The sequence below is a fragment of the Rhizobium chutanense genome (assembly GCF_002531935.1).
GTDB classification, from domain to species: Bacteria; Pseudomonadota; Alphaproteobacteria; order Rhizobiales; family Rhizobiaceae; genus Rhizobium; species Rhizobium chutanense.
Genome location: NZ_NWSV01000005.1, coordinates 223195 through 234992, shown reverse-complemented (window position 1 = coordinate 234992; position 11798 = coordinate 223195). Strand labels below are relative to the sequence as shown.

General features: G+C 63.1%; 11 protein-coding genes. 6 read left to right on the top strand and 5 right to left on the bottom strand.

Features of this window, described 5'->3' with window-relative positions; translation table 11 throughout:
* The first annotated feature begins 8 nt into the window (after positions 1-8).
* From CO666_RS10615 to CO666_RS10595, 5 genes are all read left to right on the top strand, one after another.
* Positions 9-698: an ABC transporter permease gene (locus CO666_RS10615; RefSeq protein ID WP_097612029.1), complete on the top strand. Its 690-nt coding sequence runs from the start codon at positions 9-11 to the stop codon at positions 696-698.
* Between the two features lie 76 nt (positions 699-774).
* Positions 775-1683 carry a homocysteine S-methyltransferase family protein gene (locus CO666_RS10610; RefSeq protein ID WP_097612245.1) on the top strand — a complete coding sequence of 303 codons (909 nt, stop codon included), beginning with the start codon at positions 775-777 and terminating at the stop codon, positions 1681-1683.
* A 180-nt stretch (positions 1684-1863) separates the two neighbouring features.
* The gene (locus CO666_RS10605) at positions 1864-2982 is read left to right on the top strand and encodes an ABC transporter substrate-binding protein (RefSeq protein WP_097612243.1); all 1119 of its coding nucleotides are present in this window, start codon (positions 1864-1866) and stop codon (positions 2980-2982) included.
* Positions 2983-3053: 71 nt separating this feature from the next.
* On the top strand, positions 3054-4106 hold the full coding sequence (locus CO666_RS10600; RefSeq protein ID WP_097612028.1) for a FecCD family ABC transporter permease: 1053 nt from the start codon (positions 3054-3056) through the stop codon (positions 4104-4106).
* Positions 4103-4891 (top strand): ABC transporter ATP-binding protein, encoded by a 789-nt coding sequence (locus CO666_RS10595; protein ID WP_097612027.1) that lies wholly within the window; start codon positions 4103-4105, stop codon positions 4889-4891. The genes CO666_RS10600 and CO666_RS10595 overlap by 4 nt, the downstream gene beginning before the upstream one ends.
* An 18-nt stretch (positions 4892-4909) precedes the next feature.
* On the opposite strand, the gene CO666_RS10590 is transcribed toward CO666_RS10595, so the two are convergent.
* On the bottom strand, positions 4910-5347 hold the full coding sequence (locus CO666_RS10590; protein ID WP_097612026.1) for a MarR family winged helix-turn-helix transcriptional regulator: 438 nt from the start codon (positions 5345-5347) through the stop codon (positions 4910-4912).
* A gap of 192 nt (positions 5348-5539) precedes the next feature.
* On the opposite strand from CO666_RS10590, the gene CO666_RS10585 reads away from it, so the two are divergent.
* Complete coding sequence (locus CO666_RS10585; protein ID WP_097612025.1) at positions 5540-7354, top strand: chloride channel protein; 1815 nt, start codon at positions 5540-5542, stop codon at positions 7352-7354.
* A gap of 82 nt (positions 7355-7436) precedes the next feature.
* On the opposite strand, the gene CO666_RS10580 is transcribed toward CO666_RS10585, so the two are convergent.
* The 4 genes from CO666_RS10580 to CO666_RS10565 are packed head-to-tail and all read right to left on the bottom strand — an operon-like array spanning position 7437 to position 11451.
* Entirely contained in the window at positions 7437-8207 is a 771-nt protein-coding gene (locus CO666_RS10580) for an ABC transporter ATP-binding protein (protein ID WP_097612024.1), read from the bottom strand.
* Positions 8208-8216: 9 nt separating this feature from the next.
* Entirely contained in the window at positions 8217-9200 is a 984-nt protein-coding gene (locus CO666_RS10575) for an ABC transporter substrate-binding protein (RefSeq protein ID WP_097612023.1), read from the bottom strand.
* 36 nt (positions 9201-9236) lie between these two features.
* Positions 9237-10088 carry an ABC transporter permease gene (locus tag CO666_RS10570; RefSeq protein ID WP_097612022.1) on the bottom strand — a complete coding sequence of 284 codons (852 nt, stop codon included), beginning with the start codon at positions 10086-10088 and terminating at the stop codon, positions 9237-9239.
* A gap of 10 nt (positions 10089-10098) precedes the next feature.
* On the bottom strand, positions 10099-11451 hold the full coding sequence (locus CO666_RS10565) for an LLM class flavin-dependent oxidoreductase (RefSeq protein WP_097612021.1): 1353 nt from the start codon (positions 11449-11451) through the stop codon (positions 10099-10101).
* Positions 11452-11798: the final 347 nt, after the last annotated feature.

Sequence of the window (11798 nt, the reverse complement as noted above, 5' to 3'; positions counted from 1 at the left end):
CGCGCCCCGTGAGTTTCACCTGGATCTCTTCCTATTGGCCGCTGCTTCTGACAGGCGCCTGGCAGACGGTGTCGCTGCTTGTCATTTCCGTTGTCTTCGGTTTCGTTATCGCCATCGGCCTCGCCTTCGCGCAGGTCAGCGGCGGCAGGCTGACGCGGCTTCTCGCCCGCGGCTACTGCACCTTCTTCCGCGGCACGCCGCTGCTGATCCAGCTTTGGCTTCTTTATTACGGCGTCGGCTCGCTGCTGCCGATGATCCCCGGCATCCGCCAGAGCCTGTTCTGGCCGATCCTGCGCGAGGGGTTCTTCTTTGCCGCCGTCAGCTTCACCCTGAACTACGCAGCCTATGAGGCCGAGGTGTTGCGCGGCGCGCTGCTTGCCGTTCCCAAGGGTGAGCTCGAAGCCGGCCGGGCCTTCGGCCTGTCGCCCTGGAAACTGACCCGCCGCATCTGGCTGCCGCGGGCCATTCGCATCGCCCTGCCGACCATTGCCGGAGAGATCGTCATGCAGCTGAAGGCGACGCCGCTCGCCTTCACGGTGACGGTGATGGATCTCTATGCCGTCGCCAACAAGGTTCGCCAGGACACGCTGCTGGTCTACGAACCGCTGCTGGTCGTGACCGTCTTCTATCTCGCCCTCACCGCAGTGATCGCCCGCGTCTTTCGAGGTTTCGAAGCGCAGGTGCCGGTTCGCCGCTAGACCGGCGGAAGCTGACACATTGTTTTGAAAAGTCCGCGGCCGGTGACGGCGCGAAAGCATGAATGGAGACGACCTCATGAGCACAACGCGAATTCTCGATGGCGGCATGAGCCGCGAGCTACTGCGGCTCGGTGCCGAATTGAAACAGCCGGAATGGTCGGCCCTGGCGCTGATCAATTCGCCGGATATCGTCCGCGAGGTGCACAAGGAATTCATCGCCGCCGGCTCGGAGGTGATTACGACGAACAGCTATGCGCTGGTGCCCTTCCATATCGGCGAGGACCGGTTCCAGAAAGAAGGGGCTGAACTGATCCGCCTCGCAGGCCGTCTGGCGCGCGAAGCGGCCGATAGCGTCACCGATCGCAAGGTTCTGGTCGCCGGTTCGCTGCCGCCGATCTTCGGCTCCTACGAACCTGAGAATTTTCAGCCTTCGCGGGTACAGGATTATCTCAAGGTGCTTGTCGAAAACCTCGCGCCCTTCGTCGACATATGGCTCGGCGAGACGCTGAGCCTGATCGCCGAGGGCGAGGCCGTCCGCAAGGCGGTGGCGGCAACGGGCAAGCCGTTCTGGATCTCCTTCACCTTGGCGGACGACGCGGCTGTTATAGCGGGCGGCGAGCCGAAGCTTCGCTCCGGCGAAAGCGTCGAGGCGGCGGCATCCTGGGCGGTCGCATCAGGTGCTGAAGCCTTTCTGTTCAATTGCAGTAAGCCTGAAGTCATGCAGGCGGCCGTCGAGACGGCAGCGCGTGTGTTTCGCAAGGCGGACGCTCGGATCGAAATCGGCGTCTATGCCAATGCCTTCGAAGGGGAAACAGGCGATGCGGCCGCCAATGAGGGGCTGCACGATACCCGCGACGATCTCAACGACGATATCTATTCGCGTTATGCCTGCTCCTGGGCCGAAGCCGGTGCCACGATCATCGGCGGCTGCTGCGGTATCGGGGCTGCCCATATCCATCGCTTGAGCAAGACGCTTTTACGCTGAAGCGGCCGGTTGGCGGCGCGGCCATGCCGCCGTCGCCATGCGCCGATCGGGAGGGGCCTGCCGCTGTTTTCCAGTGGCGGATCTTATGTTTTTCCTGGCGGAGAGCCGGACGATAAATAACTTGATTTATTTGATCATATTTTATAACCCGACCTCGTATTTAACCGATGGATGGTCGTCATGAATTTTAAATCCGTGGCCAGCTGGCTGGCTGCTTCACTTATTTCTATTTCCGCTGTTTTCTTCGCACCGTCTGCCATGGCGGAACAGAAAACGATCACCGATGTGATCGGCCGCGCGGTGAAGGTCGACCTTCCCGCCAAGCGCGTGGTCCTCGGTTTCTATTTCGAGGATTACATGGCCGTCGGTGGCGAGAAGGCCTACGATTCCGTCGTCGGGATTTCCCGTGAGGCATGGGAGGGCTGGGTTCCGGCAAATTGGAAGATGCACCTTGCCCACCGCCCCTCGCTCGGCGATATCGCCGATGTCGGCGAGGTGGAAGCGCAGACCTTTTCCATCGAGAAGGTGTTGAGCCTCAATCCCGACCTGGTCATCCTGGCCGACTGGCAATACCAGGCGCTCGGTCAGGACGCCCATCGCCTGGAAGAGCAAGGCATTCCGGTGGTCGTCGTCGACTACAACGCGCAGACGGTCGAGCGCCATGTCGCCTCGACCGTGCTTTTCGGGCAGCTGACCGGTCAGGACGCACGCGGCAAGGAAATCGCCGATTTCTACGCCGGAGCGCTGAAGGACATCGCCGATCGCGTCGCCGTATCGGGCAAGCCCAAGCCGAAGGTCTATGTCGAATTCGGCAACAAGGGACCGGCGGAATATTCCTTTACTTACGGCAAGAACATGTGGGGCGCCATGTCCACCGCAGCCGGCGGCGACAATATTGCCGCACCCTTCGTCGAATGGTGGGGGGCGATCAATCCGGAGCAGGTGCTGGCGTCGAAGCCCGATGCCATCTTCATTTCCGGCCGTGAGAACAACAAGAGCGAGACCGCCCTGCCGATGGGCGAGGGCGTGAAGGCCGATGAAGCCCGCGAAAAACTCAAGGCGTTCGAGACCCGCCAGGGCTGGAACGAACTGCCCGCCGTCAAGAACGATGCGCTCTTCGGCGTCTATCAGGGCGCGTCCCGCACGATCTCGGATTTTGCGATGGTGCAGTATATCGCCAAGCAGCTCTATCCCGAGCAGTTCACGGATGTCGACCCGGTTGCCAATTACCTCGGCTATTACAAGAAGTACCTGCCGGTGGTTCCCGAGGGCACGTTTGCTATCGCGGTCAAGGGTTGATCCCGGCACGTTCACCTCTGCGAGCGCCACGTCACCGATGGCGCTCGTTTCCCTTCGAGACAGGTTTCCCGATGACTGTGACCGCCCGCAATGCCGAAGCGATCGGTGCGCACCGGCTGCGTGAGCGCAGGCGCTGGCGCAGCCTGCTGATTTTTGTGCTGCTCCTGGTGATATGCCTTGTTCTCGACATCGCCACCGGTCCCTCGCTGCTGTCGCCGGTGGAAGTGGTGCGCTCGCTCACCGGGCTCGGCGAGCGGGCGGCGATGACCGACGCCATCGTTCGCGGCCTGCGCCTGCCCATGGCGCTGATGGCGCTTGCCGTCGGCGCAGCCCTTGGAGCCGGAGGCGCGCAGATGCAGACGCTTCTCAACAATCCGATGGCGAGCCCCTATACGCTCGGCATGGCGGCGGCGGCCGGCTTCGGGGCCGCGCTGGTTCTGGTGCTCGGGGGCTTGGGCCTCGATCCGATGATCGCCGTGCCGCTCGGCGCTTTCGTCTTCTCCATGCTGGCGGCGCTGTTTCTCTTCACGCTCGCCTCGATGCGGCGGATGACGGCGGAAACCATCATTCTCGGCGGTATCGCCCTCTTGTTCCTGTTCCAGTCGCTTCTGTCGCTCATCCAGTTCCTCTCCTCGCCTGAGTTGTCGCAGCAGATATTGTTCTGGCTGTTCGGCAGCCTGACGAAGGCAACCTGGCCGACGCTCGGCCTGACCGCAGCCGTGACATCCCTCTGTTGCGCCCTGCTGATGGCCGACTCCTGGAAGCTGGCCGCCTTGCGCATGGGCGAGATGCGGGCCGCGAGCCTCGGCGTCAATGTCCGGCTGCTGCGCATGAAGGTCCTGGTCATCGTTGCTGTGATGACGGCGACCGCCACGAGTTTCGTCGGCGTGATCGGCTTCATCGGTCTCGTCGCCCCACATATCGCCCGCATGACGGTGGGCGAGGATCAGCGTTTCTTTCTGCCGATGTCTGTTGTGTCAGGCGCGCTGATGCTGTCGGCCGCCTCCGTCGTGTCGAAATCGATCATTCCAGGTGCTTTGTTTCCGGTCGGCATCGTTACCGCCATCGTCGGCGTGCCGTTCCTGCTGTGGCTGATCTTTGCGCCGAAGAAAGCAGGCGCATGATCTGCTTGGAAAACATCGCCATCGAGCGCGGCGGGCAGAGAATCGTCTCGGGCATCGACATCTGTCTCGAAGCCGGCAAGATCCATGCCGTCATCGGCCCCAACGGCACGGGCAAGACCACGCTTTTGCGGGCACTCTTCGGCGACCTGCCGCTGGCCGGGGGCAGATTGACGCTCGGCGACAACAGTCTTTCGGCCGGGCGGACGAGCGCGCGGACGCTGAAGTCATGGCGTGAGAGCTTCGCCTATATGCCCCAGGATACGGCCGCCGACATCGCGCTGTCGGTTCTCGAAGTCGTGGTTCTCGGCCGGCTGGGCCGGCTGTCGCTGCACATTGACGACGAGACGCTCGACATGGCGATGACACGGCTTTCGCAAGCCGGCATCGCTCATCTCGCCGGGCGCGACATCGCGTCGCTGAGCGGCGGACAAAGGCAGATGGCGCTGTTTGCGCAGGTTTTGATGCGCGCGCCGAAAGTCATGCTGCTGGACGAGCCTGTCAGCGCCCTGGATCTGAAGCACCAGATTGCCCTGCTCGATCTCGTGCGCCGGGAAACATGCGCCAACGGCTGGGTCACCATGGTCGTGCTGCATGATCTCAATCTGGCCTGCCAATATGCCGACAATTTACTGGTCATCGCGGACGGCACGATGAAGGCGAGCGGTCACCCGCAATCGATCATCACGCCGTCGCTCATCGCCCAGACTTACGGCGTCGATGTCGAGGTGCTGCGCGACCGCCGCGGCCAGCCGGTGATTCAGCCGCTGGTCGTCGAGAATTTGTAAGTCCTATCGCGTCGCGGTTCATTCCGCTTTCGGCGCCGTTTTCTGCAGTTCGACGAGAAGCTCGATCAGCTTCGGGGCCATGACCCGGATTTCCGAAAGATGGACGGCACTCAGCCTCGTCAGGAGTTCGTCGGCCTTCGCGGTCAGGAGCAGCGTCTGCCGGCGCCTGTCGGCCGGGTCGGTATGGCGTTCGACCAATCCGGCATCCGAGAGCCGTCCGACGAGCTCGGTCGCCGTATGGGGCGCGATGAGCAGCCGCTCGGCCAGCATGCCGATGGTCATCGCTTCGCCGCCGCGTTGTCCCTTGATCGCCAGCAGCGCCTGATGCTGCTGCACGGGCAGTCCCTCGGACTGGGCGGCAGAGGCGCTGAAGTCCATGAACTGACGAAGCGCGAAGCGGAGGTCGGCGAGCGCCTGGTAATCCTCCTGTCTCAGCGGCGGCGGGATTCTCTTCACACTCATTCTCCTCTGCCGCCTGCGATCCGCAGCGCGAATTGTTCCCGAAATTGAATAGAGGCGCACTCGACAGCCGGTCAAGTGAGGCATCTTCACGCGACATTTTCGTCTCGGTGTTTTCGTCCATTGATTTATATCGTATTACGATATAATGGCCTCAAGCCTACCCATTTCCGCGTAGCAGAGGTTTTCATGGCGCAGCATCAACCCAGCAACCGGCCGCACGATTTCACCGGCGGTCTTTCCCGGCGCGAGGCCGGGGATTTCACCACCGACAGGCGGGTTCTCGTCCTGATCGGCATGTCCCTCATCGTCGGCACCGCAGGCGCCTTTGCCGCCTGGTGTCTCGTCAGCCTGATCGCGCTTGTCACCAATGTCGTCTGGTTCGGGCAGCTGGGTATCGAGCCCGCCTCTCTGGCTGCGGTGCCGCGCTCGCTGTGGGTGGTGCTGGTGCCGCCGCTCGGCGGGCTCATCATCGGCCTGATGGCCCGCTTCGGATCGGAGAAGATCCGCGGCCACGGCATTCCAGAGGCCATCGAGGCGATCCTGATCGGCGGCAGCCGGATGTCGCCGAAGGTGGCGGTCCTCAAGCCGCTGTCATCGGCAATCTCGATCGGAACCGGCGGGCCGTTCGGCGCCGAGGGGCCGATCATCATGACCGGCGGAGCGATCGGTTCGCTTTTCGCGCAATTCTTTCACATGAGCGCGGCTGAGCGGAAGACGCTGCTCGTCGCCGGTGCCGCCGCCGGCATGACGGCGATCTTCGGTTCGCCGATCGCTGCGGTCATGCTGGCGGTCGAACTCTTATTGTTCGAATGGAAACCGCGCAGCTTCATTCCCGTCGCCGTTGCCGCCTGCGTATCGATCTGCTGGCGCCCACTGCTGTTCGGCGTGGGGCCGCTGTTCCCGACCCATTTCCAGGTGACCTTGCCCTGGTGGGGGATCTTCGCCTGCGCGGCAATGGGCATCATCTCAGGCCTGCAATCGGGATTGCTGACGACGCTGCTCTACCGGATCGAAGACCTGTTCGAGGCCTTGCCGATCCATTGGATGTGGTGGCCGATGTTCGGCGGTCTCGTCATCGGTCTCGGCGGCCTGATCGAGCCGCGGGCGATGGGTGTCGGTTACGACATCATCGAAGGCCTGCTCAACAACCGGCTGCTCGCGCCGGCTGTCCTGTCGATCCTGCTGGTAAAGACCGTCATCTGGCTGTTTGCCCTGTCGTCGGGCACCTCGGGCGGCGTGCTCGCCCCGCTCCTGATTTTCGGCGGCGCTCTCGGATGGCTGGTCGGACTTGTCATGCCCGGCAATGACCCGGGCTTCTGGGCGCTGCTTGGAATGGCGGCGATGATGGGCGGAACCATGCGCGCGCCGCTGACGGGAACCTTCTTTGCGATGGAGATCACCGGCGACGTCAGCACGCTCGTTCCGCTGCTCGCGGCAACAGTGGTGGCCTATGCCGTCACGGTCCTGCTGCTGCGCCGCTCGATCCTCACCGAGAAGATCGCGCGCCATGGCCAGCACATCACCCGCGAATACGGCGTCGATCCGTTCGAACTCTCGCGGGCAAGGGAGATCATGATCGGCGATGTCGATACGCTTGCCGTCACTATGACGGTCGGAGAGGCCTGCGATTTCTTCGCCTCTGAAGAGAAGACCCATCGGATCTACCCGGTGGTCGATGCCGGGGGCAGGCTGGCCGGCATCGTCTCGCGGGCCGATGCCCTTCTCTGGCAGGGGAAGGCGGAACTTGCCGCCCAGACGCTCGGTGAAAACGTCGCGGACGATTCCGTTCCCGTGGGGCATCCCGATGATACGGTCGCATTCATCGCCGACCTGATGCTGTCGACCGGCGACGGTCGCATTCCGATCGTCGACCCCGCTTCCGGCAAGCTGTGCGGCCTGATCGCCCGCAAGGATCTGCTGCGGCTGCGCAGTTCCTACCGCTCGGCGGAACTGGATCGGCGGCCTTATCTGACTGCCGGAGCAAAGAGTAAGGCGCGATAGCGGTCCGCGCGCGTCCTCCGCATCGCTACTGCCGCGCGTCGCATGGATCAGACCCCATGCGGCGCGCAGACGTCTGAAGAAATCAATGCAGTCCGAACAGGTTCAGCAGTTCTTCGCGGTGCCGGACGAATTCCGGCGCGCTACGGTCGCGCGGGCGCGGCAGTTCGATGTCGATCAGACGCGGCTCGGCTCCCTTTTCCCGCGGCAGGATCAAGATCCGGTCGGCGAGATAGATCGCCTCCTCGAGATCGTGGGTGACGAGAATGGTCGTCACATCCTCATCGCGCCAGATCCGGGCGAGTTCCTGCTGCATGCCGATCTTGGTCATCGCGTCGAGGGCGCCGAGCGGCTCGTCGAGCAGCAGGATTTCCGGCTGGACGGCAAGTGCCCGGGCGATGCCGACACGCTGCGCCATGCCGCCGGAGAGCTGTCGGGGATAGGCGGTCTCGAACTGCTGCAGGCCGACGAGCTTGACATAGTGGCGCGCCCGTCCCCTCGCCTGCTCGCGCGACAGGCCCCTGGTTTCCAGCCCGAAGGCGACATTGTCGAGCACATCAAGCCAGGGCAGAAGCCGCGGCTCCTGGAAGATGACGGCGCGCTCGGCGCTGACGCCGCGTATCGCCTTGCCGTCAACGAGGACGTCTCCGCTATCGGAATCCTCCAGCCCGGCGAGAACCCTGAGCAGGGTCGTCTTGCCCGAACCGCTGGCGCCGACGATGGCGAGGCTTTCGCCAGAGCGGATATGGAGATTGATATCCTTCAGAACCTGCAGCGGCTTGCCGTTCAGCCTGTAGGATTTGGAGAGGCGACGGATCGTCACCTCCCCGCGGCGAATGTCCTCAGCGACGCTCATCACGCTTCCTCAATTGCTCGCCGGTTTGGCGTCGGCGGTAAACAGGATATCCTTGGCCGCCAACTGGCCCTGCTTCAGCTTGCCTTCGCGAACCAGGACGTCGATCCAGAACTGGATATCACGCTCGACCGGCAGACCGCCGGCGCGCACGCCATAGCCACGGAAATACTGTGCGATATCAGCGTTCTCGCCACGTTCGGCGAGCGCTTTGGCGAAAATCTTCTTGGTTTCTTCGGGATGCTCACGGGCATAGTCGAGGGCGCGAGCCGACTGCTCGACGAAGATTTTCGACGCTTCCGGATGCTGTTTGATGAAATCGCGGCGCAGGACCACGAAGCCGCCGGCGATGTCGCCAAGCACGTCGGTATCATCGAAAACCGCACGCAGGCCGCCATTCTTGAGCGCCGCGCCCTCGAAGGTCGTCTGCCAATAGCCGAAGGCGGCAATATCGACCTGCTTGGAGCGCAGCACCTGCTCGAGCTGCGGTCCCGGAACGACGACCTGGTTGGCGGAGTCGCTCGGCAGGCCGACGGAATGCAGGGCCTCGCGGATGGTGTAGTCGAGATGCGCACCGAGCGTGTTGACCGCGATGCTCTTGCCGACAATGTCCTTGATGCTTTTGATCGGGCTGTCTTCCAGCACGTAGAAGGTCGACTGCACCTCATCATTGATGCCGTTCGACGGATAGGCGGCGACGAAGTCGTTGCCGCCGATGATCGAATTCAAGACGGCTGAGGTGGCGGCGCTGCCGATCTCGACATCGCCGGAGGCCAGGGCGATCAGAGAGGCCGGGCCGCCCTGGGCATAGCCGACATTCTCCAGCGTGATGCCGGTGTCCTTGAAGTAACCGAGTTCCTCGGCAAGCTCATGGGCGGCAAGGCCGCCTTGGCTGGCGAGGTAGCGCAGCTTCACCGTGTCGGCGGCTGCGGCCGGCGTGGCAAGACCGAGAGCGATCGCGGCCGGCAGGAAAAGATTGCGGAGATGGAATGTCATGGGGGAGTCCTTTCAGAGGAAAATTGGTGGAGGCAGTCAGCGGCTCGGCTGGGACCAGCGGCAGAGACGGCGCTGCAGAAGAACGAGCAAGGCATTGGCGGCAAGCCCGAGGAAGGCGAGCAGCAGGATCGCCGCAAACATCAGCGGGATCTGGAAATTGTACTGGGCGTTCATGACCTGGAAGCCGATGCCCTTGTTGGCGCCGATCATCTCGGCGGCGATCAGCAGCAGAAGCGCTGTTGTGGCCGAAAGACGCAGGCCGACGAAGATCGCGGGGACGGATGCCGGCAGAATGACGCGGCGGAAGACGGTGAGCGGCCCGGCGCCATAGGTGCGGGCCATCTCGATGAGCTTCTGGTCCACCTCCTTAACGCCGCTGATCGTGGCGAGCAGGACCGGAAACAGCGTCGCCCAGAAGATAACGAAGATCTTCGATGTTTCGCCGAGGCCGAGCAGCAGGATGAAAACCGGATAGAGCGCCAGCGCCGATGTCTGGCGGAAGAGCTGCAGGATAGGATCGAGCGCCTGCTCGACCAGGCGAAACTGACCCATGAACAGGCCAAGCGGAATGCCGATCACGACGGCAAAGGCGAAGGCGGTTCCGGCTCGCTGCAGGCTGATGGCAATGTCATCGAGCAGCGCGCCGTTGGCAAGGTTGGTCCAGAGAGTGGACAGGATCACGTTCAAGGGTGGGAAGACGGCAGGATTGACCCAGCCCCTGGTGCTCGACACCTGCCAGAGCACCAGGAAGCTGATGAGCAGGCCGTAGCGCGGCAAAAGCGATGCGAGCACGCCGCGCAGCTGGAGTGCGAGAAGGAAAGTCGTGCTTTCGCCGTTTTTCAGGCGGCCGAAGCTTCTCGGAAGGGTCTGGTTGATTTCATAGGCCATGGTCCGCTCCTCACTCTGCTGCCTGGAGAGCTGCATGTCCTGCAGCCCATCGATTGCTCGGGAAAGGCAGGCCGAGGTTTTCCCTCAGCGTCTTGCCCTCATAGGCCGTGCGGAACAGGCCGCGGCGCTGCAGTTCCGGAATGACCAGATCGACAAAATCGTCGAGCGCCGTCGGCAGCCAGGGCGGCAGAATGTTGAAGCCGTCGGCCGCCTCGTTCTCGAACCATGTCTGCAGCGTGTCGGCAATCTGCTCGGCCGTGCCGACGATGGTGTAGTGGCCACGGGCCGATGCGATCCACTGATAGAGCTGGCGGATGGTGAAGTTGTTTTCGTCGGCGATCTGGCGGATCAGCGCCTGGCGGCTCTTCATGCCTTCGGTCGGCGGTGCGGGCGGAAGGGGCCCGTCCAGATCATAGCCGTGCAGGTCGAGCGTGCCGCCGGTCAGGCCGTTGAGCAGGCCGATCCCGTCTTCTTCGACGATCAGCGAGGTCAGGCGGTCGTATTTCTCGCGTGCCTCGGCTTCGGTCCTGCCGACGAAAGCGGAGACGCCGGGCATGACCAGGATGTGATCGGGGTTGCGGCCGAGACCGCGGGCGCGCGCCTTGATATCCCGGTAGAATTCCTGGGCGGTTTCGAGATGCTGATGGGCGGTGAAGATGACTTCGGCCGTTGCCGCGGCGAGCCCGCGTCCGTCCTCGGACTGACCGGCCTGGACGATGACGGGATGGCCCTGCGGCGAGCGCGAGACGTTGAGCGGGCCACGCACGCTGAAATGTTCGCCGCGATGGTCGGTGTCGTGCAGCTTCGCCGGATCGAAGAACACGCCCGTTTCCTTGTCGCGGATGAAGGCGTCGTCCTCGAAGCTTTCCCAGAGTTTGCGGACGACGTCGACATGCTCGGCGGCACGGCGATAGCGCTCGGCATGCGGCAGCTGGGTATCGCGGTTGAAATTCTGCGCCGTGAGGTCGCCGGTCGTGGTCACGACGTTCCAGCCGGCGCGGCCGTCTGAGATCAGGTCCAGCGAGGCGAACTTGCGGGCGGTCGTGTAAGGCTCCTCATAGGTGGTCGAGGACGTCGCGATGAAGCCGAGATGCGTAGTCAGAGGCGCAAGGGCGGAGAATAATGTCACGGGCTCGAAGCCGGCGACACGGGCATTGCCGCCTTCGCGTGCCCCGCCGAAACCGACAGCCAGTCCGTCGGCCAGGAAATAGGCGTCGAAGAGGCCGCGCTCGGCCGTCAGCGCCAGCTGCTTGTGAAATTCGAAACTGGTGGCGCCGTCGGCCGGTTGGTCGGGATGGCGCCATGAGGCGACATGCTGTCCGCCACCGGGAAGAAATGCTCCAAGCCTGATTTTCCGTGTCATCTGGCGTCCTCTCCGTTTGCCTCAACAGCCCCGCTCCTCCACGAGGGCAGGTATAAATTCGTCTATCGAGCCGTCAGGATAGGTTCTCCATAGATTTTATAGAGAAACTTAATTTCATAGTTTGGGGAGAAGAGTGAATAGATTTTCGAGATCGGGAGAAAATTGGAAATCAACGATGGCGCTCGCCAACCGGCGGGCAACTGGTCTTGCGCCTGATCGCCGATGTCTTTGATCGGGCCGGCGGATACGCAGCACCCGCCAGGCCCGGCGAAAAGCCGGGCGAGCGTGCCACGATTTGAGGGAGCATGCCGGGGGATGACCGGTTCAGGCACGACGTCCGTGCCGCC

Coding starts and splice junctions, on each gene's coding strand:
- CO666_RS10610 (WP_097612245.1), top strand. CDS start 775: ATGAGCACAACGCGAATTCTCGATGGCGGCATGAGCCGCGAGCTACTG.
- CO666_RS10605 (WP_097612243.1), top strand. CDS start 1,864: ATGAATTTTAAATCCGTGGCCAGCTGGCTGGCTGCTTCACTTATTTCT.
- CO666_RS10600 (WP_097612028.1), top strand. CDS start 3,054: ATGACTGTGACCGCCCGCAATGCCGAAGCGATCGGTGCGCACCGGCTG.
- CO666_RS10595 (WP_097612027.1), top strand. CDS start 4,103: ATGATCTGCTTGGAAAACATCGCCATCGAGCGCGGCGGGCAGAGAATC.
- CO666_RS10585 (WP_097612025.1), top strand. CDS start 5,540: ATGGCGCAGCATCAACCCAGCAACCGGCCGCACGATTTCACCGGCGGT.
- CO666_RS10580 (WP_097612024.1), bottom strand. CDS start 8,207: ATGAGCGTCGCTGAGGACATTCGCCGCGGGGAGGTGACGATCCGTCGC.
- CO666_RS10575 (WP_097612023.1), bottom strand. CDS start 9,200: ATGACATTCCATCTCCGCAATCTTTTCCTGCCGGCCGCGATCGCTCTC.
- CO666_RS10570 (WP_097612022.1), bottom strand. CDS start 10,088: ATGGCCTATGAAATCAACCAGACCCTTCCGAGAAGCTTCGGCCGCCTG.
- CO666_RS10565 (WP_097612021.1), bottom strand. CDS start 11,451: ATGACACGGAAAATCAGGCTTGGAGCATTTCTTCCCGGTGGCGGACAG.